The following is a 23,589-nucleotide window of genomic DNA, read 5'->3' as shown; positions in this document are numbered from 1 at the left end:
GTAACCGCCACGCTCGCACGCCCTCCGGCCCTTGATCAGGCGGGCGTGCGGTCCCTCCGGCCCTTGATCAGGCGCGCGGGTGCGCCTGCCGGTAGGCGGTACGCAGCCGCTCGACCGAGACGTGGGTGTAGATCTGTGTGCTCGCCAGCGACGAGTGGCCGAGCAGTTCCTGCACGGCGCGAAGATCCGCGCCACCCTCCAGAAGGTGGGTGGCCGCGGAGTGGCGCAGATCGTGCGGGCTGGTCCGGGGGAGCCCGGCGGCCTCTGCGTACGCACCGACAATCTGACGTGCGGTCGTCGGGTTGAGCCGACCACCCCGGGCACCCAGCAGCAGCGCGTCGCCGGAGCGGGCGCCCACCATCACCGGGCGGCCCCGGCGCAGCCAGTCGTCCAACGCCCGCTGGGCGGGCACCCCGTACGGCACCGAACGCTCCCGCCCGCCCTTGCCGAACACCCGGATCACCCGCCGGCCGTGGTCGACATCCCCGACGTCCAACCCACACGCCTCGCTGACCCGTACGCCGGTGGCGTAGAGCAGCTCCAGCAGCACCCGGTCCCGTAGCGGCACCGCTTCGGTCTCCTCCGTCGCGATCGAGGCCGGCCCGGCGGCTGGGTCCGTGGGCTCGGTGTCCCGGTGGGCTACGTGCGTGCGCGCCTGGTTCGTGCGTCTCGCGTCCGTGCGGGCTGGGTCCGGGTCTCCCGGGCTGGCGGGCGGTGCCTGCCGGGACGGTGCCTCGACCAGAGCGGCGGCCTGGTCGGCACGCAGCACGCTGGGCAGGTCCCGGTGCGCGCGAGGGCTGGCCAGCGCGGCGCCCACGTCGGCGGGGAGCAGGCCGGCCCGGTGTGCCCAGGCGCTGAATGCCCGCGCCGACGCGGCCCGCCGGGCCAACGACGTGCGGGCCGCACCCGTGGTGCGCTGCCGCGCCAGCCAACTGCGAAGCACCGACAGGTCCAGCTCGGCGAGGTCGACGCAGCCCATCCGGACGGCGTGGTCGAGCAGCGAGACCAGATCGGTGACGTACGCGCGGACGGTGTGCGCCGAGCGGTTACGGACCCGGGACAGGTGTTCGGCGAAGTCGTCGACAGCGTCGCGCAACGCTGGCGGGAGCGCCTGGTGCATGGCCCGGGTGCCCCGGTCCGGGCGGCTCATCGTGGCCGCGCCGACGTGCCGGCCGGTTCCTCGGCCCCGGCACCCTCACTGACGGCTGACACGGCACCAGCCTACGGCCGGTCCGCCTCCGCCACCGGACACGACGGCGCCGATGTCCACCCGCGACTACCGGCGGTTGTTCTTCTTGATCAGGAACACGACCAAGCCGACAACGAGCACGGCGGTCACGACGAGACAGCAGAGCACGCTGATGTGCCACGGCTTGATTGCACCCATGACCGGGCACGGTACCGGCAGTATCGGCTGGCCGGGATCCCGACCGCGAGAGGGCACCGGCATCCCGGACGACCACCTCGGCCGGGCGGCGGTGACGCATCCGCTCAGGCAACAGGTCGACCGGACGTCTCCGCCGCCGCACGCTTCTGTTTGGCTGGTGCGACGAGGGTGTAGCCGTCGTCGCGACGGACCACCATGGACAGCTCCTCCAGCAGCGACAGCTTGCGCAACGCGGTCCGGACGTCGACGCCGGCGCGTGCGGAGAGCCGGTCCACTCCCATCGCGCCTCGGCGGGGCAGCGCCTCCAGCAGCGACAGCGCGTCGTCGTCCAGCGCGTCGGTGGCCCGCTGCGGTCCACGTGCCAGCGGGGCCAGGTCCACGCCGATCCGACCTACCTCCTCCAGCACGTGCGCGACCCCGGTGACCAGTCGGGCCTTGGACTGCTCGCGCAGGAACTCGTGCGCGCCGACGGACATCGCCGAGGTCACCGGCCCTGGCACCACCATGGCCACCCGACTGGCGTGGATGGCTCGCCGCGCGGTCTGCGTCGCGCCACTGCGCGCCGACGCCTCCACCACGACGGTGCCCCGGGTGCCTGCGGCGATCACCCGGTTGCGGATCAGGAACCGGGGCCGCAGCGGCTCGGCTCCGGGCGGCCACTCGCTGAGCAGCAGCCCCGTCTCGGCGATCCGGTCGAAGAGCGCGGCGTTGCCCATCGGGTACGGACGGTCGAGCCCGCAGGCGAGCACCGCGACGGTCAGACCGCCAGCGGTGAGTGCGCCCCGGTGGGCGGCGGCGTCGATGCCGAACGCGCCACCGGACACGACAGTCCAGTCCCGCTCCGCCAAGCCGTACCCCAACTCGGTCGCGACGTGCTGCCCATAGCCGGTGGCCGCCCGCGCCCCGACCACTGCCACCGAACGGTCCAGAGCCTCGCCGAGCGGCCAGCTCCCGCGTACCCAGAAGCAGAGCGGCGGGGCGGTCTCACAGTCCACCCGGCGGCTGACGTCCGGCAGCCGCATCGCGGCCAGGCTGGCGACCTGGGCCGGCCACTCCTCGTCGTCCGGCGTGACCAGTCGAGCACCCAGTCGGTCCGCCCGCTCCAGCGCCTCCGCGGCCACCGCCCGCGCGTCGCCGGACGCCGAGCGTGCGGCGACAGTGGTGTGCAGCCAGCCGTCCGGACTGCCGCCGTCGAGCAGCAGAGCCAGGGTCTCCACCGGACCGTGTCGTTCGACAAGGTGATGCACAGCGCGCGTGCCCGGCTCCGCCAACCAGGTCAGGGCGACCCGGGCCAGCCTTCGTTCGTCCTCGGCGCTCACGCCACCTCCCCCGTCCGTAGTTGAAGCGCTTCCCGGACGTCGTCCTGGTCAGGTCGGTCGCGACCGTCCAGATCAGCGATGGTCCAGGCCATCCGGATCACCCGGTCGAAGCCGCGCGCCGACAGCGAGCCGGAGTCGAGCCGGCCACGCAACTCCACGGTGACCCGGGCCGGCAGCCGCCACGGCGGTCGGCGCAGGTGGGGACCTTCCACCTCGGCGTTGAGCCGTCGACCGAGGTCGGCCCAGCGGGCGGCGGCTGCCTGCCGGGCCGCCGCCACCCGGGCGGCGACAGTCGCCGAGGGCTCGACGCTGTCGGTCGCCATCAACTCGGCCGCCCGCACCGGCATCAGCTGTACCTGAACGTCGATCCGGTCGAGCAACGGCCCGGAGAGCCGCCCCAGGTAGCGGCGGCGGACCAGCGGGCTGCACTCACAGCGAGCGTTGCCGGCCGGCTGGGCGCACGGACACGGGTTGGCCGCCAGGACCAACTGGGTCCGGGCCGGGTACACGGTGCTGCCCCCGCTGCGGCTGAGCTGGATGCGGCCGTGCTCCAGCGGCTGGCGCAGCGCCTCCAGCGCGCCCTTGCTGAACTCAGGAGCCTCATCCAGGAAGAGCACCCCGCGATGCGCCAGCGACACCGCGCCGGGTCGGGCCAGCCCCGAGCCGCCCCCGACCAGCGACGGCACTGTCGCGGTGTGGTGCGGCGCCTGGAACGGCGGGCGACGCAGCAGCCGACCACCCGGCGGCAGCAGCCCGGCGACCGAGTGCAGCGCGGTGACCTCCAGCGCCGCGTCGTCGTCAAGCTCGGGCAGGATCGACGGCAGTCGTTCGGCGAGCATCGTCTTGCCGGCGCCCGGGGGGCCGAGCAGCGCCACGTGGTGCCCGCCGGCCGCTGCGACCTCCAGGGCGCGCCGACCCAGTTGCTGGCCGGCGACGTCGGCGAGATCCGGGCCACCGGCCGGTGGCTCCGGGATGTCCGCCGGTGGTTCGATGAGCGGGGTCCCGTCCCGAACGAAGGCGACGAGCCGGTGCAGGGTGTCCACCGCTCGCACCCGTACCCCCGGGATGACGGCGGCCTCGGCGGCGTTGCCGACCGGGACGATCACCCGAGCGACGCCGGCCTGGGCTGCGGCGGCGACCATCGGGAGTACGCCGCGCACCGGCCGGACCGTCCCGTCGAGCCCCAGTTCGCCGAGGACCACCACCCCCTCCAGGGGGAGCAGCGGCAACTCACCCGAGCCACCCAGCAGCGCCGCGGCGATGGCCAGATCGAAGGCCGACCCGAACTTCGGCAGCGTGGCGGGCAGCAGGTTGAGGGTGATCCGCCGGTTGGGCCAGCGCTGGCCGGAGTTGACCACTGCGGCGCGGACCCGGTCGCGGGCCTCGTGCAGGGCGGTGTCCGGCAGGCCGGAGATCACCACCGCCGGCAGACCGGCGGCCAGGTCGGCCTCCACCTCGACGAGGTGGCCGGTCACCCCGACCAGCCCCACGCAGAGCACCTTCGCGTAGCTCACGGCGCGTCACCAATCCTCCGGGTACGCATGTCAGAACGCGCCCTTGAGGTGGTCGACCTGCGCCGGACCGGCGTCGGGCAGCCGCACCGACAGCACGTCGAAGCGCACCTCCTCGGCGGTCGTGCCGGTCTCGGTCAGCCACCGCGCGGCGAGCCCCCGCAGACGGCGGGCCTTGGCCGGCACCACCGCCTCGGCCGGGGTGCCGAAGGCCTCACCCCGTCGGGTCTTCACCTCGCAGAAGGCGAGCACGGGTCCGTCCCACGCGATGATGTCGATCTCCCCGGCCGGGCAGCGCCAGTTTCGGGCGATAGGGCGCAGCCCCGCCTCGGTCAGGTGCCGGGCCGCACACTGCTCGCCGTACGCGCCAACCGCCTGGTTCCGCTTCGTCATGGCCGGCACGGTGCCCGCCGGAGGGTGACCGCCGCGACCCGGCGGCGGCCCGCCTGTGGACAACGGGGGTGCTGTGGACAGTCGGACGATCATGCCGGCGCTGTGCTACGGCGCGACTCGTGTCCGCGCTGTCCCGGACGATCGGCGGCGCGGCCGACCGGGCTGAAATGGCGCGGGCGTGGCCGGTCGCATACGGTGCCTGACGTGGACGGACGACGGAGTTTTCCGGAAGATCAGGAGCCGCGCTGGTACCCCGACGAGCGGGGTCGCGGTTACGGCGAGTCGGAGTGGCGTGGCGCGGGCGAAGCGCGGTACCGGGACGGTGAGGTCCCCGAGCAGCGTGGCGCGGAAGACGGCCGCTCCGTCGAGGACACCGGAGTCGGCCGCCGCCGCGAGCCGGACTCGGGACGCTTCGGCGCCGTCGACGCGAGCCGCTTCGGTACGCCGGAGTCGGACTCGGGTCGTCTGAGCGCCGTCGACGCGAGCCGCTTCGGTACGCCGGAGCCGGACTCCGGTCGCTTCGGCGTCCTGGACGATCAGACTGGTCGGTTCGGGGCGAGCGAGGCTGATTCGGGGCGTTTCGGCGCTGTCGACCCGTTGGGTGCCGCCCGGCCGGAGGTGGACGGTTACCGGGCCACCCGATCGCGGCGGGCGGACCGGGACCCCTCGGAGATTTCTGGTGAGCTGCCCGGACGCCGGGCCGCCCGCGAGACGACCACTGCGGGATCTCCGGTGACCAGCGCGGCACCTGACACCACCCGCGACAGCGCGGCGACAGAGTCGGCCGGCGTGCTCGCTGACCAGGCTCGTCCCGCTCCGCTCGCCGGGTACCCGATCATCGAGCCCACCCGGGGTGGCGGCGACACGCCGCACCCGCTGGAGATGCCTACCGGCCCGATGCCCGGGATCGGCCCGCGCCCCGACCTGCCCACAGGTGAGCCGCCGGTGTATCCGCCGGCCGCCGACGGCGTCTATCGGACCCGCCGACCGGTGCTGGCCGTACTCTTCGCTCTGTTGGTGTTGGTCTTCGAGGTTCCCGCGTTGCGGGTGCTGCTGGCGGGTGTGACCGGCGACCCCGTGGATGCCGGGAACGTGGTGGCGGGTATCGCCCTGGTCGCCGGACTGCCGATCTTCGCGACCGGGCTGTACGGGCTCCGAACCGGAGGTCTGGCGCTCGCCGACAACGGTCGGGGCTGGCTGCGCCCACCGACGGCCTACCTGACCGTCGGCCTGGTGCTGTTCGTGACCGCCGCGCTCGCCGCCGGCTGACCCGACCGGCCCGCCAGCGGCCGGGTGCGCGCTGATGATTCGGACAACAACCAGGAAATAGTGGCATCCGGCGACGCGGAGGCCACTATTTCCACGAACCAGCGCGATCTTCCCGGCGACGCCCGCGATCGCGCCGACGCCCGCGATCGCGCCGACGCCCGCGATCGCGCCGACGCCCGCGAGCGAGCGGCGGAGCGGCGGAGCAGCACGCCACGCGCACCCCGGGGCGGCTGAACGGGTGAGGGGCGTACACTGGCCAACTGGCGACCGCCTCGTGCGGTCGACCTCGCGCGCCCTCTTCACGAATCGTCGTGGAGCGACGGCCTCCCTGGTCCCGATCTTGATCGGGTCCACCATGGGTCGGCGACCAGGCGCCAGGACGCCCGGCCACCGGCCGGGCGTGACAACCAGGGACCTTGAGGAGTACCCCAACCATGGCCGTCGTGACCATGCGTCAGCTGCTGGAGAGCGGTGTCCACTTCGGGCACCAGACCCGGCGCTGGAACCCGAAGATGAAGCGCTTCATCATGACCGAGCGCAACGGCATCTACATCATCGACCTGCGCCAGACCCTCGAGTACATCGAGAAGGCGTACGAGTTCGTGCGTGGGACCGTCGCCGAGGGTGGCAGCATCCTGTTCGTCGGCACCAAGAAGCAGGCCCAGGAGGCGATTGCCGAGCAGGCGACCCGGGTCGGCCAGCCGTACGTCAACCACCGCTGGCTCGGTGGCATGCTGACCAACTTCCAGACCGTTTACAAGCGGCTCCAGCGGATGAAGGAGCTGGAGGGCCTGGGTGACCTCAGCGGCACCGCCGCCGGTTACACCAAGAAGGAGACCCTGCAGCTCTCCCGCGAGAAGATCAAGCTGACCCGCACCCTCGGTGGCCTGCGGGACATGCAGAAGCTTCCCGCCGCGGTCTGGATCGTCGACACCAAGAAGGAGCACATCGCCGTCGACGAGGCCCGCAAGCTGGGCATCCCGGTGATCGCGGTGCTGGACACCAACTGTGACCCGGACGAGGTCGACTTCCCGATCCCGGGTAACGACGACGCGATCCGGTCGGCGGAGCTGCTGACCAAGGTCGTCGCCGCCGCCGTCGCGGATGGTCTGATCGCGCGTTCCGGCCGTCGCCGGGGCAACGACGAGAAGCCCGAGGGTGTCGCGAGCGACGAGCCGCTGACCGAGTGGGAGCGCGAGCTGCTTGAGCCGAAGAAGGCCGACGAGTCGGCCACTCCGGCCGCCCCGGCCGAGCAGCCCGCCGCTGCCGCCACCGAGCAGCCCGCCACCCCGGAGCAGCCGGCGCAGGCCGCCACCGAGCAGCCGGCGGCCGCGACCGCGGAGTGATCGCACCGTCGCTGCCCTGCCGTCCGTTTTCGCGAACGGCGGGCAGCGACGGTACGCCGGGCACGATCCGCCCGGATCCGGGTAACCGGCACCTCTGACCATCCACACGCCGTCTCAACACCGAAGAGAGAGCCATGTCCCAAATCACCGCCGCGGACGTCAAGAAGCTCCGCGACCTCACCGGCGCCGGCATGATGGACAGCAAGAAGGCGCTGACCGAGGCCGAGGGCGACTTCGACAAGGCCGTCGAGATCCTGCGCGTCAAGGGCGCCAAGGACGTCGGCAAGCGGGCCGGCCGTACGGCCGCGAACGGCCTGGTCGCCCACTCCGGCAAGGCGCTGCTCGAGCTCAACTGCGAGACCGACTTCGTCGCCAAGACCGAGTCGTTCATCGCGCTGGGCCAGCAGCTGGTCGAGCACGGTGAGCGCGCTGGCGTGAACTCCGCCGAGGAGCTGCTCGCCACCGAGCTCGACGGCAAGGTCGTCGCGGACCTGATCCAGGAGCAGTCCGCCAAGATCGGCGAGAAGCTGGTCCTCAACCGGTTCGCCCGGGTCGAGGGCACCACCGCCGTCTACCTGCACCGCAAGGCCCAGGACCTGCCGCCGGCGGTCGGTGTGCTGGTGTCGTACACCGGCAAGACCGACGAGGCCGGCGACGCCGACGCCCGTGGTGTGGCAATGCAGATCGCCGCGATGCGGCCGAAGTACCTCACCCGGGACGAGGTTCCGGCTGAGGTCGTCGAGTCCGAGCGGCGCATCGCCGAGCAGACCGCCCGCGAGGAGAACAAGCCCGAGGCGGCTCTGCCGAAGATCATCGAGGGTCGGGTCAACTCCTTCTTCAAGGACTTCGTCCTGATCGAGCAGTCGTCCGTCTCTGACAACAAGAAGTCGGTGAAGCAGCTGCTGGCCGAGGCCGGCATCGAGGTCACCCGCTTCGTGCGGTTCGAGGTCGGCCAGGCCTGAGCCGCCACCGGGCGCCACGCGCGCCCGTGGGCAGAAGACGTCAACGAGGAGGCCGCCGGTGTACGTGACAGGCACCGCGGCCTCCTCGTCACATAGGGTCGGCAGCGGCAGGTTCGCGGTACGCGCCGCACGGGGCGTGCGCGTGGGGAAGGGCGGGGCGGATGACGCAGGTTGTGAGTGACCGGACGCTGGAGCTGGACGATCCGACGGCACCGCCGCCGGGGCGTGCCCGCCGGGTGGTGCTGAAGCTCTCCGGTGAGGTCTTCGGTGGCGGCGCGATCGGCGTCGACCCGGACGTCGTCCAGGCCATCGCCCGGCAGATCGCCACAGTGGTCCGCCGCGGCGTGCAGGTCTCCGTGGTGGTCGGCGGAGGCAACTTCTTCCGCGGCGCGGAGCTGCAGAAGCGCGGGATGGACCGGGCCCGCGCCGACTACATGGGCATGCTCGGCACCGTGATGAACTGCCTCGCGCTCCAGGACTTCCTGGAGAAGGAGGGCATCGAGACCCGGGTGCAGAGCGCCATCACGATGGCCCAGGTCGCCGAGCCGTACATCCCGCTGCGGGCCATCCGGCACCTGGAGAAGGGCCGCGTGGTCATCTTCGGCGCCGGCGCCGGAATGCCGTACTTCTCCACTGACACGGTGGCCGCCCAGCGGGCGCTGGAGATCCGGGCCGACGTGGTGCTGATGAGCAAGAACGGCGTGGACGGCGTCTACACCGCCGACCCGCGGATCGACCCCACCGCCAGCAAGCTCGACTCGATCACCTTCTCCGAGGCGCTGCGCCGCAACCTGCGGGTGGCCGACGCTGCGGCGTTCAGCCTCTGCATGGAGAACGGCCTGCCGATGCTGGTCTTTGGCGCGCAGGGTGAGGACACCATCATCCGCGCTGTGGGTGGCGACAAGATCGGCACCCTGATCACCGCCTGAACCCCGCCGACCGGCGACGACGACAGCGGTCTGACGACTTTCAGCAGAGCCCACCACGAGCACAGAAGGAGGCGAGGAGACCGGTGATCGACGACACCCTCCTCGAGGCCGAGGAGAAGATGGAGCGTGCGGTTGAGCACGCCAAGGAGGAGTTCGGCGCCATCCGTACCGGTCGCGCCAACGCCGCCATGTTCTCCAAGGTCATCATCGACTACTACGGCACGCCCACGCCGCTGACGCAGATGGCGTCCATCGCGGTTCCCGAGCCGCGGATGGCCATCATCAAGCCGTACGACAACTCGCAGATCAACGCCATGGAGAAGGCGATCCGCGACTCGGACCTCGGGGTCAACCCGAACAACGAGGGCAACCAGCTGCGCATCCTGCTCCCGCAGATGACCGAGGAACGCCGCCGCGACATGATCAAGGTGGCTCGGCACAAGGGCGAGGAGGCCAAGGTGGCGATCCGCAACGTCCGCCGCCGTGGCAAGGAGGAGCTGGACCGGATCGTCAAGGACGGCGAGGCCGGCGAGGACGACGGTCGCCGCGCCGAGAAGGAGCTCGACGACCTGACCCAGCGGTACGTGGCCAGCATCGACGACCTGGTGAAGCACAAGGAAACCGAGCTGCTCGAGGTGTGACCCATGCTCCGAGGCCCGTTCCCGACGTCGGGAACGGGCCTCGTTCCATAGGTCAGCAGGGGATCCAGACGGTCCTGGTGCTTTCGGCGAACTGCTCGCCGGTGTCCGAGTCGCGCAGCGAGAAGTGGGCGGTGGCCCGGCCGGGGTGCAGCGCCGGAGCGATCCGGGCGAACGCCATTCCGAGTTCGACGGTGCCGCCGTCGCAGAGGATCTCGCCGGCGCCGTGCCCCCCGGTGGCCCAGAGTGTCGGCAGGCCGTCCTGCACCAGCGAGGCCGACATGAGGACGATGCCGGCCGGGCAGTTCCGGGCGGTGGCGGTGACCGCTGCCGCCGGGTACGTCACTCCCGGCTCGCCGACGGGCGGCTCGAACGGGTACAGCTCGCTGGTGTGGCGGTCGATGGTGATCCTGGTCAGTGCCGTGGTGGCGGCGGCCGGTGACCCTGCTCCCAGGACCATGGCGGCCACCGTCAGCACCGCGAGACCGAACTTGTACATGTGAGTGCCCTTCCCCCGTTCCGGAGCGCGGGCTGGCGCCGGCGCGGCACCAGCGGACCACGCCGGGCGGGTGCGCTCAGTACTCGATCGCGCACCGGACGAGTCGGATCGACGGCTGCGGATCGCCTGCGGTCTGCCGTACCGGATGGGTGTGCGTCGCTGGCCGGCGGGCCGGCGGCGCCGGGTGGCGTCCGTGGGCGTGCCTCGTCCGCCGTGCCGATCCGGCGTGTGCAGTAGGCTCGGCAGGATTCCCGGCCACCGGGTGGTGAACACCGGGGATCGACCGACCGTCGGGGCGGTCAATCGGAGGAACATCGCACGTGTAGGGGATGCTTGTGGTCTTGCGTCATGTGGTGGTTCTCGTGCCGCTTCGCGGTGCGTGATGTCCCACCCCGACCCCTACGGCAGCGAGCCTCGCGGCTGGGACCGGCCGGAGCGCCCGGTGGCGCTGCCCTGGCCGGACCAGGAGCTGGAGGCCGGCCAGTGGAGCCGCCGTCCGGCCGCCGGCCCTGAGCTGTACGCCGACCCGCACGCCCGGCCGTACGCCGACCCGCACCCTGCGGACCCGTACGACGAGCGTGGCCGCCCGGTCCGCCCGGATGACCGCTTCGACGACCGTGACCGGCGCGTCGACGACCGCAACCAGCCCGACCGGTACGACGACCGGGGTCGCGGTGACCGGTACGGCGACCGCGCGTCCAGCGGTCCGGAGGGTGCCCCGCCCCGCGGCGGTGTCCCGCGTTTCGACGAGCCTGGCAGGTACGGCGGCCCGGGACCGTTCGACGGGCCGGTCCGCCCTGACGACACCGATTACCCGACCGCGCAGCTGGCGCCCATCGGGGCCGAGATCGGGCCGGAGCTGGAGCCGACGGCCGAGCCGGAGCCGACCACGGGTCGACGGTCGAAGGGGCGACGTCGGGCCAGCCTCGACCGGCCGGCCACCCAGCAGGTGGGCACCGGGCGGGCCGGGCGCAACCTTCCCGCGGCGATCGGGGTCGGGCTCGGCCTCGGCGCGTTGATCGTGGTGCCGCTGGTCTTCTATCCGTTGGCATTCCTGCCGGTGATCGCCGCCGCGGTCGCCATCGGCATCTGGGAGATGGCCCGCGCGGTACGCCGCAGCGGCGCGCACCCGCCGCTGGTGCCACTGATCGCCGGCGGCGTGTTGACAGTGGGTCTGGCCTGGTACGCCGGCCCGGACGCGCTCAGCCTGGGGCTGCTGGTCACAGTGCTGGGCACCATGATCTGGCGGTTGGGTGACGGGCCGGCCGGCTTCCAGCGGGATCTCACCGCGGCCACCCTGATCGCCGTCTACGTGCCGTTCCTCGCCGGTTTCGCGGCGTTGCTGGCGGCGGCCCCCGGCGATGGGCGCCTGCGCATCCTGGCCACGCTGATCGGGGTGGTCCTCTCCGACACCGGTGGGTACGCGGCCGGGGTCTCCTTCGGCCGTCACCCGATGGCCCCGTCGATCAGCCCGAAGAAGTCCTGGGAGGGCTTCGCCGGCTCGGTCACCGCGGCGGCCCTGGGTGGGGCGTTGCTGCTGTGGCTGATGTTCGAGGTGGCCCCCTGGTGGGGTGCGCTGTTCGGGGTGGCCGTCTCCTGCGCGGCGGTCCTCGGCGACCTGGCCGAGTCGATGATCAAGCGGGATCTCGGCGTGAAGGACATGAGCAACCTGTTGCCCGGCCACGGCGGTCTGATGGACCGACTGGACTCGATCCTGTTCGCTGTGCCGACGGCCTACCTGCTGTTGGCGGTCTTCGTGCCGGTGGTGGGCTGAGGTATGAATCACGGCGACCTGGTCATCCGGCTGTGGTGGTCGCGGCCCGTTCGACACCTCCGGAGCGGCAGCCGCCGCCGACGGCGTGACACACTGGACCAGCCATGACGAGCCTGCCCTTGATCCCCGCCATCTCGGTCGCCCCCGCTGCGCGCCGGGCCTCCATGCCCCCTCAGCACCTCGCTGACCTGGACCTGGCCGGCCGCCAGGCGTTGGTCACCGGGCTGGGGGAGCCGGCCTTCCGCGCCAAGCAGGTCTCCAACCACTACTTCGGGCGGTTGGTCCGCGACCCGCAGGCGATGACCGATCTGCCAGCGGCGACCCGGGAGCGGCTGGCCGACCAGTTGCTGCCGACGTTGCTCAACCCGGTGCGCGAGCTGGCCTGCGATGACGGCGCGACCCGCAAGGCGCTCTGGCGGCTGCACGACGGTGCGCTGGTGGAGAGCGTGCTGATGGGTTATCCGGACCGGGTGACCGTCTGCATCTCCAGCCAGGCGGGTTGCGGCATGGCCTGTCCGTTCTGCGCGACCGGCCAGGCCGGGTTGACCCGTAACCTGTCGACGGCGGAGATCGTCGACCAGGCGGTGTACATGGCCGGGGTGGCTGCCTCCGGCGTGGTCGCCGGTTCCCCGCCGAGGCTGTCGCGCGTCGTCTTCATGGGCATGGGCGAGCCGCTGGCCAACTACAACCGGGTGATCGCGGCGATCCGTCGGCTGGTCAGCCCGGCACCGGAGGGGCTCGGTCTGTCCCAGCGGCACATCACCGTTTCCACTGTCGGCCTGGTTCCGGCTATCCACCGACTGGCCAGCGAAGACCTCTCAGTGACCCTTGCGCTGTCGTTGCACGCGCCCGATGATGATCTGCGCGACGAACTCGTGCCGGTAAACCAGCGCTGGAAGGTAGCCGAGGTGCTGGACGCAGCGTGGGACTACGCCGCCCGGACGGGCCGCCGCGTGTCGATCGAGTACGCGATGATCAAGGACGTGAACGACCAGCCGTGGCGAGCCGACCTGCTCGGGCGGCTGCTGGCCGGCAAATTGGCCCACGTGAACCTCATTCCGCTCAATCCGACGCCGGGCAGCCGCTGGGACGCGAGCCCGAAGCCGGTCGAGCGGGAGTTCGTCCGGCGGTTGCGCGACGCCGGGGTGTCCACCACAGTTCGGGACACCCGAGGTCGCGAGATCGACGGCGCGTGTGGCCAGCTTGCCGCCGCCGAAGACAACGACACCAACACCGACCGCGCCGGAGAGGCACCGGCGTGACCGGGCGTGGCGAACGAGACCAGGAGACATAGTGGCGAGTCAGGGTCAGCGTTTCCGGCGCAAGGCGCTCCGCCGGGGATACAAGGTCGACGAGGTGGATGCCTTCCTCGACCGGGTCGAGGCGACGCTCGACGGCCGACAGGTCGGTGCCCCGGTGGCCTCCCAGGAGGTTCATGACGTCGTCTTCCGGGTCCGCTTCAACGGCTACGACGAGTGGCAGGTCGACCTGCACCTGGACCGGGTCGAGCGGCAGCTGGCCGAGCTGGAGGAGCGCAACAGCGCCGGGCGCGGTGGCGACCCCCGGATGGGTGACCGGATGGGCCCACCGGACCGGATGGGTCCGCCGATGCGTGATGACCGGGGCATGGTCCCGCAGCCGATGCCGCCCCGGCCGATGCCCGCGCAGGCCGGCCCGCCCTACGGCCGCTACGACGAGCCGACCGGTGCCTTCGCCGGTGGGTACGACGCCCCCCGCGGCGGTGGTTACGACGCGCCACGTGGCCCGGCCGGCCCCCCGATGGGCCCCGGTGGCCAGATGGGCCCCGGCCCGATGGGTGGCCACGGCATGCCGCAGCGCGGCCTGCCCGCCGGTCCCAGCGGGTACGGCCCGCCGGACGACCAGCGCTCACCCGGTGGCTACGGCCCGGATGATCAGCGCGGCGGGTACGGCCCCGACGACCAGCGCGCGCCCGGCGGTTATCCGCCGCCGCCGGAGGAGCCGCGCTTCGACGGCTTCGAGGCGGGGCGGCACGGTCGCGCCGACATGACGGCCGAGATCCGGATGCCGGAGCGGGATCTGCGCGACATGCGCCGTGGTCCGGCCGGTCCGCCTCCGCTGCCGCAGCAGGGCATGGGTGCCCCGCCGATGGCCGGTCCGCCCGCGGTGGCCGGCCCCCCGATGGGCGGCCCGCCGATGGGTGGTCCGCCGATGGCCGGTCCGCCCGGCAGCGACCTGTACCGGGTCGACCAGATCCGTCGCAGCTTCCAGGTGCGCCGGTTCGGCAGCGGGTACGACCCCGACCAGGTGGACCGGTTCTTCGACACCCTGCTCGGTGGCATGCAGCGCCGGAACCCGATGCCTGTCGACCCGAAGGACCTGGACACGCTCCGGTTCGGCCTGGTGCCGGGTGGCTACTTCGAGGCCGAGGTCGACGCGGCGCTCAAGGACGTGCAGGACATCCTCTTCGGGCGCTGACCCGACGCGATACGGACGAGGGCCCGTCCCCCGGGTGGGGGCGGGCCCTCGGCGTACGTCGGCCGGTCGTCCGGCGGTGGGTCGGGTCAGGAGCGCAGACCGCTGCGCCGCAACACGATGTCGCCGATCACGATGATCAGCAGCAGCGCGGCCAGGCCGATCAGCCAGATGTCCTCGACCCTGCCCTCGTGGTTGCCGCAGATCATCGCCAGCAGCGCCAGTGCGGACAGCACGGCGCCGATCTGCCCGGCCTTGCGGTGCCCGGGCTTGTGCTGGTCTGGCGACGTTACCGGCTCGCTTCCTGCCACTGTCGGTCCTTCCCTCGCGATCGGATCTTTGGTTAGTCTGGCACGCCTCGTACGCGGTGCGGTGGGGTGGGGGTTTCCTGGCCATCGGCCCTGCCCCACCTGGGCTGGATGGCACTACCGGCGTCGCGGGGCGGCGGTCAGACTCGCTCCGGTAGCGTTTGGCGTACACCTGATTGTCTGTTTGAGGGGGACTGTGCGGTGCGAGTGACCGGAACCGGGCACGCCAGCATGCGGATCGACACGGCCGCGGGCAGCATCCTGTGCGACCCGTGGGTCAACCCGGCCTACTTCGCGTCGTGGTTCCCGTTCCCGGACAATTCACTGCTGGACTGGGAGAGCCTGGGGCAGGTCGACTACCTGTACGTCTCCCACCTGCACCGGGACCACTTCGACGCGAAGCACCTGCGCGACTTCGTCTCCAAGGACGCCACCGTCCTGCTCCCCGAGTTCCCCACCTCGGAGATGGAGGACGAGTTCCGGGCGCTGGGCTTCACCAAGTTCCTGAAGGCGCCCAACGAGCAGGTGGTGGAGCTGCCCGGCGGCCTGAAGATCATGATTCAGGCGTTGACCAGCCCGACCGACGGGCCGATCGGCGATTCTTCGCTCTGGGTCGAGTACGAGGGTGTGCGGCTGCTCAACCAGAACGACGCCCGCCCCACCGACCTGAGCGTGTTCGCCGAACTGGGGCACGTGCACGCGCACCTGCTCCAGTTCTCCGGTGCGATCTGGTACCCGATGGTCTACGAACTGCCGCAGGCGGCGAAGACCGCGTTCGGTAAGCAGAAGCGTGACCGGCAGTTCGACCGGACCTGGCGGTACATCGACGACCTGAAGGCGTCGCACGTCTTCCCGATCGCCGGCCCGCCGTGCTTCCTCGACGACGCCCTGTGGCAGTTCAACGACATCCACGGCGACGAGGGCAACATCTTCCCCGACCAGTCGGTCTTCCTGTCGGAGTACGCCAAGGTCGGTGGCACCAACGGGATCGTGCTGCTGCCGGGCAGCGTCGCCGAGGTCACCACCGAGGGCGCGAGCACCACCCACCCGGTGCCGGTGCAGGAGTTCTTCGCCAACAAGGTCGCGCACCTGGAGGAGATGCGGGAGCGTAAGCGCCCGATCATCGAGGCGGAGAAGGCGTCCTGGCGGCACCCCGAGGTGGACGTGCTCGGCGAGATGAAGCGTCGGATCGAGCCGCTGCTCGACGAGTCGATCTACCTGGCCAAGGGGGTCGGCGGTCCGGTCCGTTTCGACCTGGTGGGGTATGACGGCGAGAGCGTCGAGTCGATCGTGGTGGACTTCCCCGGCAAGGAGGTCCGGCCGTACGCGGACGAGAAGGTGCGCTACCGGTTCCGGACCGAGCGGTCGCTGATCGAGCACCTGCTCTTCATCGACGAGGTGGACTGGGTCAACTCGCTCTTCCTGTCCTGCCGGTTCTCGGCGGCCCGGATCGGCCAGTACAACGAGTTCGTCTACGCGTTCTTCAAGTGTCTCTCCGAGGAGCGGCTCCAGTACGCCGAGGGCTGGTACGACGAGCACGAGCGCAGCACCGACGCCGAGGACATCACGTTGGGCGACTGGGTGGTGCAGCGGCGGTGCCCGCACCTGAAGGCGGACCTGACCCGCTTCGGCATCGTCGACGGCGACCAGCTCACCTGCCAGTTGCACGGCTGGCGCTTCGACCTGCCCAGCGGCCGCTGCCTGACCAGCGTGGGCCACAAGGTGCGAGCCCACCGGGTGGACGCGGAAACCCCGGCTCCCGCCGGCGAGGCAGTGATCTGACCCCCTCACCACCGCGATCTTGCACTTGCTGTCGCGCCTGAGCGGGGCATACCACCCGTATCGGCGTCCGAAAGTGCAAGATCGCGGGAGTCTGGTCAGCGGCCCAGGTCGGTGAGGATGCGGCGGGCGGCGTTGTGGCCGGCCGCGCCGATGACGCTGCCGGCCGGGTGGCAGCCGGCGCTGCCGGCGTACACACCGTCGACGCCGGTGGCGTAGGGCATCCGGTCGGTGAACGAGACGGTGTTGTCGACGTGGTGGATGTGCCCACCGGTGATGCCGAAGTGCTCCTCGATGCCGGGCGGCGGCAGCGGCACCGCGTCGGCGATCAGGTCACCGGTGCCGGGGGCGTACCGCTCGACGATTCCGAGCAGCCGGTCGACGTAGCCGGGCAGCTCCGCGTCCCAGGTGGTGCCGGCCAACTCGTAGGGGACGGACTGGACGAAGAGCGCCGACGAGTGGTGCCCGGCGGCGTCGGAGAGCGACGGGTCGACTGTGGTGTGCAGGTACCACTCGATGGTGGGCTCCGCCGGCAGCAGCCCGGCCTGCACGTCCGCCCACATGGCGCGCAGCGCGGTCATCGGTGACGCCTCCGCCCCGCCGACCAGCGATGCCGACCCGGGCAGCAGGTGGATGGTCGAGCCGAACGGGCTCGGCGTGCCGTCCGGCAGGCAGGAGAACCGCGGCAGCCCGGTGAGCGCCAGGTTCAGCTTGAGGGTGGTGCCGGGCCGGCGGACCGCCGCCATCCGTTCGCCGAGCCGCGCCGGGAGCGCGCCGTCGGGCAACAGGTCCATCAGCCGGTACGGGTCACACGCGCCGAGGACCACCCGAGCGGCGACCTCCCGACCGTCGGCCAGCACCACTCCGCTCGCCGCGCCGCCGTCCAGCGTCACCGCGTGCACCGGCGTACCGGTCAGGATCCTGGCCCCGGCGGCGCGCGCGGCCTCGGCGAAGGTCCGGGAGACGGTGCCCATCCCGCCCTCGGCGATCATCCAGGTGCCGCCGGAGCCGGGCAGTCGGCACATGTTGTGCACGAGGAAGTTGTGGCCGGTGCCGGGGTCGTCCGGGCCGGCGTTGAGCCCGGACAGGCCGTCGGTGACCGCGTACATGCTGACCAGCAGTTCGGAGCGGAACTCGAACCGGGCCAGGTAGTCGGCGACCGAACCCTGCACGAGGTTGACGAATACCTGGCGCAGCGCCGGGCGGACGTGCCGCTCGGCGGTCTCCTGGACGCTCAGCGGCTCGGCCAGCCAGGCCGGGGCGAGGTCTTCCCGCAGCGCGGCCAACTCGGCCTGCATGGCGTCGTCGGCGGCTACGTCACCGGGGGAGAAGAAATCGGCGAGCTGCGCCCGGGTGGCGGCCGTGTCACTGCCGAAGAGCAGGTACGGCGAGCCGAGGCCGCCCGGGGTGGGGAGGAAGTAGTGCGGGTCGCGGCGCAGCACCGGAATCCGTACGTCGAGCGTGGCGAGCAGCTCCGGGGGCATCAGCCCGAGCAGGTACGACCCGGTGGAGTGGCGCAGCCCCGGCACCTTCGGGAACGGGTTCTCGGTGCGGGTCGCGCCGCCGATCACGTCGGCGGCCTCCAGCACGAGGACGTCCAGGCCGGCCCGGGCCAGCAGGACTGCGGAGACCAGACCGTTGTGCCCGGCACCGACGATCACGACGTCGGCGCGGGCCGGAATCTCACTGCTCATGCCGCGGCAGCCTAGTCCGCCCTGCCCAACCAGGTCACCCCTTCCACCCCACCCTTACCCCGCCCCATACCCCGCCCCACCTGCCCGCCCACCCCGTCGTCCGTTGATCATGAAGTTATTGCCACGACACGCCGCGCCGAGTGGCAATAACTTCATGATCAACCGGGCCGGCGGGTGGGGGGAGGTAGGGGTGGGGGAGGTGGAGGGTGAAGGTGGAGCCTTGGGTGGGGGTGCTGGTGGCGCTGACTGTGCCGCCGTGGGCCTCGGTGAGCTTGCGCACGATGGCGAGGCCCAGGCCGCTGCCGCCGGTCAGCCGGCTACGGGACTTCTCGGCCCGCCAGAAGCGGTCGAAGACCCGGGGCAGGTCCTCGGCGCTGATACCGCTGCCGGTGTCGGCCACCGAGACGACGACCTCGGCGTCGTTCGCGCTGGCGCTGATCGTCACGCGCCCGCCCGACGGGGTGTGCCGCACCGCGTTGGCGACCAGGTTGCCCACGGCCTGGCGGAGTCGCACCGGGTCGGCGTGCACCCGCGGGTCGGCCTCGGTGCGTACCGTGATGGTGACGCCGACCCGGTCGGCCTGGGCCCGGTGCGCCTCAGCGACCTGGGCGAGCAGGTCGGCGAGGTAGACCTCTTCAGGGTGCAGCCGCAGCGCGCCCGCGTCGGCCTCGGCCAGGTCCTGCAGGTCGGTGATCACGTGCTGGAGCACCGTCGCCTCCTCCAGCAGTGAGGAGAGCAGCCGGCGATCGGGGGCCGCGACGCCGTCCTCGACCGCTTCGAGCCAACCCCGGATGTTGCTCACCGGCGTACGCATCTCGTGGGCGATGTCGCTGACCATGGCCCGGCGTAACTGCTCCAGCCGTTCCCGCCGCTCGGCCATGTCGTTGAATGCCTCGGCCAGCCGGGCGATCTCGTCGCGGCCGGTCACCCGGACCCGGGCGGCGCCGTCGCCGTCGCGCATCCGCTGGGCGGCCCCGGTCAGCGCGTGCAGCGGGCGGGTCAGCCGGATGCCGGCGAGGACTGTGAAGCCGATCGTCACCAGCAGGACGAGGCCGGCGACAGCGACGATGCGGGTCTGGTTGGCCGGGGAGAGGTCGAAGGTGGTCGAGGGGCGACCGCCCGGGTCGGTGACGAAGAGGGTCGCGGCCGGAGCGACGTACGGCAGGAGTTGTTCGCGTCGACTGGTGCCGACGCAGGCGCTGACCGCCCGGTTGTGCTCCTGGTCGACGCCGGCCGCGCTGCGGGAATCGGGTGCGCTGGCCGCCGGCTGCCTCGTCCAGGTCCAGTTCAGGTCCACCTGCACGGCGGGCAGGCGTCGCCGCGCCAGGCAGGTGTTCACCAGGGCGTTGAGCTGGGCGAGCGCCTTGCCCTCGGTGGCCGTACGGGTCGCGAGATCCTCTCTCGCCTGGCCGCAGACGGCGCTGTCGGCGAGGTCGGTGCCGGGGGTGTCGATGCGGGGGCGGCCGGTGGGCCCGTCCACGACGGTGGCGTCGATCTGCGCCCGGAGCCGCAGACACTGGACCGCCTGGGCCGCCTCGTCGCGCAGCGCGGCGCGCTCCTCAGGTGGAAGCTGGTACGGCCCGATGGCGCGCGGGTCGATGCGGCTGGCGCCACCGTCACCGCCGCCCGGCATTGTGGTGCCGGGCATCAGCGCGGTGTCGACGGCAAGCGCGTCGACGGCCGCGGACGACGTCGTCGGCAACGGGCCCGCGCCGGGTGCCGAGTCCGCGATCGGCGCACCCGTCTCGGTGGTCAGGGCGATCCGCCGGCCGACGTCCTGGGCGAGCGGCCGAACTGCCGCGTCGACCCCGTCCCAGTTCGGATGGGTCGCCGCGTACGCGAGCACCGTGTCGTAGATGCGCGCGTCGTCGGCCAGCGCCTGCCCCTGCTCCTGCCGGATCGCTCCGGTGGTGGTGCGGACGGCCAGCCACGCGGTCGCCGCGATCGAGCCGATGGCGATGAGGACGGCCAGCGCCAGCAGTCGGAGCAGCAGGCTGCGGCGCAGCGGGACCTCAACCGACACGGGGGGACTCTTCGACCAACTTGTATCCGATGCCGTACACGGTCACCAACCGGGCCGGCTTGCGCGGATTCGGCTCGATCTTCCGGCGGAGGTTCATCACGTGCACGTCCACGGTCCGGTTGGTGATGTACCTGTCGAAACCGTGCAGGTAGCCCAGGAGCTGATCCCTGGTGAACGCCCGGGCGGGCTGGGCGGCCATCGCCTGGAGCAGCTGGAACTCACCAGGTGTGCAGTCGACGAGGCGGCCGTCGCTGCGTACCTCGTGGCGCACCGGGTCGACGTGCACCGCGCCCACCCGCAGCACCGGGTCCGCCTGCGTCCGTTGGCCCCGGCGCAGCAGGCTGCGGGCCCGGGCGACCAGTTCACGCGGGCTGTACGGCTTCGTCATGTAGTCGTCGGCGCCCAGGTCGAGGCCGAGCAGCAGGTCGTCCTCGGTCGACCGGGCGGTCAGCATGAGCACCGGCAGGTCCGACTCCCGGCGCAGGATGCGACAGACGTCCAGGCCGTCGACCTTCGGCATCATCACGTCGAGGACCAGCAGATCCGGGGGCCGCTGCCGGATCTGCTCCAGCGCGGCCCGCCCGTCGGCCACCACGACCACCTCGTGCCCCTCGCGTTCCAGATACCGGCGCGCCAGCTCCGCCTGCTTCTGGTCGTCCTCGGCCACCAGCACGTACGCACACACGGCAGCGACTGTACGTGGCCCCGACCGGTTCCAGCACTGCCGCTGAGCTGGGACTATCGGATGACGACCGGTTCCTTACAGGTCTCTGACACCCGGGCGTGAAGCTGCACGCCATGACCAACTCAACCCATCGGGTCGCGGCCGGCCTCGCCGCGGTCACGGTGCTCGCCGTCGCCCTCACCGGCTGCGGCGGCGGTGCGTCCAGCGCCGACAAGGGCACCGCCAGCGGCGATGTCGCGTCGCTCGTCACCCCGTCCGCCCGGGCGAGCGCCACCCCCACCGGTGGCGCCGCCAACGGTCGGCCACAGCTACGCCTGGACATGACCGACGAGGAGGAGGAGCGGCTCTGGGGGACGTACAACATCTGCCTGCACGACAACGGCGTGAAGCTGAACGACGGCCGGTCACAACCCGGCCCGGTGGGGGACGGTACGGGCCTGTCCCTCGACCAGAGCGGGGAGCCGAAGGCGGCGTACGTGGCGTGCGCGAACAAGCTGCCGCTCCAGCCGCCGGAGCTGGATCCGAAGAAGAACCCGAACTACGTGAGTCAGTGGAACGACTACGTCCAGTGCCTGCGTGGACGCGGAATGAAGATCCACTCGCTGCCGGACGGCTCCGGTTGGACCTACGACGACGGGGTCGCCGACCCGACCAACGGACTTGACGGTCAGGCCGTGGCCAAGCTCGACAAGGAATGCACGATGGAGATCTTCGGTGCCCGGCAGTAACCCGACCGACGGCCCTGGTCGGCGGACGACCCGGCGTACCGCGATCGTGGTGGCGGTGGTGACAGTGGTGGTCGCCGTGGGTGCGGGCGTCGGGGCGTTGGCTCTGCGGCGTCACCCCGGCGGTGACGCCCCGAGCGCCCCGCCGCCGGTCGCCACGACGACTGTGACCCGGGCCGACCTGTCGGACAGCCGCTCGCTGAACGGCACACTCGGCTTCGGCCCGGAGCGGTTGGTGAAGGGCGCGGGGGAGGGCGTCGTCACCCGGCTGCCGAAGGTGGGCGACACGGTGGCCCGGGGCAAGGCGCTCTACTGGGTCAACGACCGACCGGTGCCGGTGCTGTTCGGCGGGACGCCGCTCTTCCGCACGCTCGACAAGCCAGGTCTGGTGGGCAGCGACGTACGGATCGTGTCGGACAACCTGAAGGCGCTGGGCTACCAGACCGGTACGCAGCCGTCCCGGGGCACCGACGGCACGAAGATCGGAACGGGTCAGGCACTGCTCACCAAGAGTCTGGTCAGCGCGATCAAGAAGTGGCAGCAGGCACTCGGCCTGGACCCCACGGGCACGATCGAGGTCGGGCAGGCAGCTGTGCTGACCGGGCCGGCCCGGGTCAGTGCGGTGAAGGCGCTGCCCGGTGACCCGGTCGCCGGTGAGCTGCTGGCCGTCACCGAGAAGGTCAAGCTGGTCACAGTGCCGGTCGGGGCCACCGAGGTCGGCACCATCACTGTGGGCGCCGCAGTGGTCGTCGCCCTGCCGGACAGCTCCGAGATCCCGGCCACCGTCGCCTCGATCTCGCAGACGGTGCGCGGCGGTGGCTCGGACGACGGCACCGGGCAGGGCAGCCCGCCGACGGTTGACGTCCTCGTCGCACCGACCCGGGCAGCGGACGTGGCCAAGCTGGACGCGGCAACGGTGCAGGTCCGCTTCACCACCGCCGTCCACAAGGGCGTGCTCGCGGTGCCGGTCGGCGCGCTGGTGGCGCTCCGCGAGGGCGGGCATGCGCTGCAACTGCCCGACGGTGGGCTGGTGGCCGTGGAGACCGGGATGTTCGCGCGGGGTCTGGTGGAGATCAGCGGCACCGGTGTGACCGAGGGCCTCGACGTCATGACGGCATCGTGATCGCCGAACCGGTGCTGAGCGTCGAGGCAGTCAGTAGGACGTACCCCGGCGGGGTGACAGCGCTTGACGACGTCTCACTGACGGTGCGCGCGGGCGAGATGCTCGCCATCGTCGGGCCGTCCGGGTCCGGCAAGTCCACGCTGCTGAACATCATGGGCACCCTCGACCTGCCGACCAGCGGTCGGGTACGCGTCGCCGGGCAGGAGGTCACCGCGCTGTCCGACCGTCGGCTCTCCGCGCTGCGGGGCCGCTGGCTCGGTTTCGTCTTCCAGCAGTTCCACCTCACCGACGGGCTGAATGCCGCCGAGAACGTCGCCACCGGCCTGCTCTACGCCGGGGTGCCCCGCCGCCGCCGTCGCCGAACGGCGATCGAGGCGCTGGCCCGGGTCGGCCTGGCGCACCGTGTCGACCACCTGCCGCAGCAGCTCTCCGGCGGGGAGCGGCAGCGGGTGGCGATAGCGCGCGCGCTCGTCAACGAGCCCGCGCTGGTGCTGGCCGACGAACCGACCGGCGCCCTCGACACGGTCAACGGAGAGGCGGTTCTTGCCCTGCTCACAGACCTCAACGCGGAGGGCACCACCATCGCGGTGATCACCCACGACCGCGATCTCGCCGCCCGTACGCCTCGGCAGGTGGAGATCCGCGACGGCCGGATCGTCGCCGACACCGTCACCGGGAGCGGGGTGTGAGTCCGTCCCCGGGTGACACCCGGTCGACCCGGCTCGCCCCGACCGACGTACTCCGGCTCGGTCTGCTCGGCCTGACCACCCG

General features: G+C 71.9%; 21 protein-coding genes. 12 read left to right on the top strand and 9 right to left on the bottom strand.

Going from position 1 to position 23,589, the window contains the following annotated elements:
* Positions 1-67 precede the first annotated feature (67 nt).
* The 4 genes from AB0B98_RS13175 to AB0B98_RS13160 all read right to left on the bottom strand — a co-directional run bounded on the left by AB0B98_RS13175 (position 68) and on the right by AB0B98_RS13160 (position 4,610).
* Entirely contained in the window at positions 68-1,150 is a 1,083-nt protein-coding gene (locus AB0B98_RS13175) for a tyrosine recombinase XerC (RefSeq protein ID WP_357362681.1), read from the bottom strand.
* A 341-nt stretch (positions 1,151-1,491) separates the two neighbouring features.
* A complete protein-coding gene (gene dprA, locus AB0B98_RS13170) occupies positions 1,492-2,706 on the bottom strand; it encodes a DNA-processing protein DprA (RefSeq protein WP_357362679.1) in 1,215 nt (404 codons plus the stop codon).
* Entirely contained in the window at positions 2,703-4,220 is a 1,518-nt protein-coding gene (locus AB0B98_RS13165) for a YifB family Mg chelatase-like AAA ATPase (protein ID WP_357362677.1), read from the bottom strand. Before AB0B98_RS13165 ends, dprA begins: the two co-directional genes overlap by 4 nt.
* Before the next feature lie 30 nt (positions 4,221-4,250).
* Positions 4,251-4,610 (bottom strand): YraN family protein, encoded by a 360-nt coding sequence (locus AB0B98_RS13160; RefSeq protein ID WP_238671699.1) that lies wholly within the window; start codon positions 4,608-4,610, stop codon positions 4,251-4,253.
* Positions 4,611-4,814: 204 nt separating this feature from the next.
* Here AB0B98_RS13160 and AB0B98_RS13155 point away from each other — a divergent pair, with 204 nt between their 5' ends.
* The 5 genes from AB0B98_RS13155 (at position 4,815) to frr (ending at position 9,757) form a co-directional block, all read left to right on the top strand.
* A complete protein-coding gene (locus AB0B98_RS13155) occupies positions 4,815-5,879 on the top strand; it encodes a hypothetical protein (RefSeq protein WP_357362675.1) in 1,065 nt (354 codons plus the stop codon).
* 434 nt (positions 5,880-6,313) lie between these two features.
* The gene (rpsB, locus tag AB0B98_RS13150; protein WP_238671701.1) at positions 6,314-7,225 is read left to right on the top strand and encodes a 30S ribosomal protein S2; all 912 of its coding nucleotides are present in this window, start codon (positions 6,314-6,316) and stop codon (positions 7,223-7,225) included.
* A 134-nt stretch (positions 7,226-7,359) separates the two neighbouring features.
* On the top strand, positions 7,360-8,187 hold the full coding sequence (gene tsf / locus AB0B98_RS13145; RefSeq protein WP_112588474.1) for a translation elongation factor Ts: 828 nt from the start codon (positions 7,360-7,362) through the stop codon (positions 8,185-8,187).
* A 161-nt stretch (positions 8,188-8,348) separates the two neighbouring features.
* A complete protein-coding gene (gene pyrH, locus AB0B98_RS13140; RefSeq protein WP_238671702.1) occupies positions 8,349-9,116 on the top strand; it encodes a UMP kinase in 768 nt (255 codons plus the stop codon).
* Positions 9,117-9,199: 83 nt separating this feature from the next.
* Positions 9,200-9,757, top strand: coding sequence for a ribosome recycling factor (frr, locus tag AB0B98_RS13135; protein ID WP_088946658.1), 558 nt, complete (start codon positions 9,200-9,202; stop codon positions 9,755-9,757).
* Positions 9,758-9,809: 52 nt separating this feature from the next.
* On the opposite strand, the gene AB0B98_RS13130 is transcribed toward frr, so the two are convergent.
* The gene (locus AB0B98_RS13130; protein WP_357362672.1) at positions 9,810-10,253 is read right to left on the bottom strand and encodes a hypothetical protein; all 444 of its coding nucleotides are present in this window, start codon (positions 10,251-10,253) and stop codon (positions 9,810-9,812) included.
* A 382-nt stretch (positions 10,254-10,635) separates the two neighbouring features.
* On the opposite strand from AB0B98_RS13130, the gene AB0B98_RS13125 reads away from it, so the two are divergent.
* From AB0B98_RS13125 to AB0B98_RS13115, 3 genes are all read left to right on the top strand, one after another.
* The gene (locus AB0B98_RS13125) at positions 10,636-12,027 is read left to right on the top strand and encodes a phosphatidate cytidylyltransferase (protein WP_357362671.1); all 1,392 of its coding nucleotides are present in this window, start codon (positions 10,636-10,638) and stop codon (positions 12,025-12,027) included.
* 104 nt (positions 12,028-12,131) lie between these two features.
* On the top strand, positions 12,132-13,289 hold the full coding sequence (gene rlmN / locus AB0B98_RS13120; protein ID WP_091400305.1) for a 23S rRNA (adenine(2503)-C(2))-methyltransferase RlmN: 1,158 nt from the start codon (positions 12,132-12,134) through the stop codon (positions 13,287-13,289).
* Positions 13,290-13,320: 31 nt separating this feature from the next.
* The gene (locus tag AB0B98_RS13115; protein ID WP_357362669.1) at positions 13,321-14,484 is read left to right on the top strand and encodes a DivIVA domain-containing protein; all 1,164 of its coding nucleotides are present in this window, start codon (positions 13,321-13,323) and stop codon (positions 14,482-14,484) included.
* 86 nt (positions 14,485-14,570) lie between these two features.
* Here the strand turns inward: AB0B98_RS13115 and AB0B98_RS13110 are convergent, their stop codons facing one another.
* A complete protein-coding gene (locus AB0B98_RS13110) occupies positions 14,571-14,792 on the bottom strand; it encodes a DUF2631 domain-containing protein (protein ID WP_036412111.1) in 222 nt (73 codons plus the stop codon).
* Between the two features lie 198 nt (positions 14,793-14,990).
* Here AB0B98_RS13110 and AB0B98_RS13105 point away from each other — a divergent pair, with 198 nt between their 5' ends.
* Positions 14,991-16,571, top strand: a complete 1,581-nt coding sequence (locus AB0B98_RS13105) for a Rieske 2Fe-2S domain-containing protein (protein ID WP_091400310.1) — start codon at positions 14,991-14,993, stop codon at positions 16,569-16,571.
* Positions 16,572-16,666: 95 nt separating this feature from the next.
* Here the strand turns inward: AB0B98_RS13105 and AB0B98_RS13100 are convergent, their stop codons facing one another.
* The 3 genes from AB0B98_RS13100 to AB0B98_RS13090 all read right to left on the bottom strand — a co-directional run bounded on the left by AB0B98_RS13100 (position 16,667) and on the right by AB0B98_RS13090 (position 20,970).
* Positions 16,667-18,262, bottom strand: coding sequence for an NAD(P)/FAD-dependent oxidoreductase (locus AB0B98_RS13100; protein WP_357362668.1), 1,596 nt, complete (start codon positions 18,260-18,262; stop codon positions 16,667-16,669).
* 115 nt (positions 18,263-18,377) lie between these two features.
* Positions 18,378-20,285, bottom strand: a complete 1,908-nt coding sequence (locus tag AB0B98_RS13095) for a HAMP domain-containing sensor histidine kinase (protein ID WP_357362666.1) — start codon at positions 20,283-20,285, stop codon at positions 18,378-18,380.
* Positions 20,275-20,970: a response regulator transcription factor gene (locus AB0B98_RS13090; protein WP_357289432.1), complete on the bottom strand. Its 696-nt coding sequence runs from the start codon at positions 20,968-20,970 to the stop codon at positions 20,275-20,277. The genes AB0B98_RS13095 and AB0B98_RS13090 overlap by 11 nt, the downstream gene beginning before the upstream one ends.
* A gap of 113 nt (positions 20,971-21,083) precedes the next feature.
* Between AB0B98_RS13090 and AB0B98_RS13085 the strand changes: the two genes are divergently transcribed.
* Genes AB0B98_RS13085 through AB0B98_RS13075 form a run of 3 tightly spaced genes read left to right on the top strand, consistent with a single transcriptional unit; the run spans position 21,084 to position 23,507 of the window.
* Positions 21,084-21,698 carry a hypothetical protein gene (locus AB0B98_RS13085; RefSeq protein ID WP_357362664.1) on the top strand — a complete coding sequence of 205 codons (615 nt, stop codon included), beginning with the start codon at positions 21,084-21,086 and terminating at the stop codon, positions 21,696-21,698.
* Entirely contained in the window at positions 21,685-22,818 is a 1,134-nt protein-coding gene (locus AB0B98_RS13080; RefSeq protein WP_357362662.1) for a peptidoglycan-binding domain-containing protein, read from the top strand. The genes AB0B98_RS13085 and AB0B98_RS13080 overlap by 14 nt, the downstream gene beginning before the upstream one ends.
* Positions 22,818-23,507, top strand: coding sequence for an ABC transporter ATP-binding protein (locus AB0B98_RS13075; protein WP_357362760.1), 690 nt, complete (start codon positions 22,818-22,820; stop codon positions 23,505-23,507). Before AB0B98_RS13080 ends, AB0B98_RS13075 begins: the two co-directional genes overlap by 1 nt.
* Positions 23,508-23,589: the final 82 nt, after the last annotated feature.

Origin of the sequence: Micromonospora sp. NPDC048947 (assembly GCF_040649495.1) — a bacterium.
Taxonomy (GTDB): Bacteria; Actinomycetota; Actinomycetes; order Mycobacteriales; family Micromonosporaceae; genus Micromonospora; species Micromonospora alfalfae.
The sequence above is the reverse complement of the archived record's forward strand: the minus strand, read 5'-3'. Positions and strand labels throughout refer to the sequence as shown.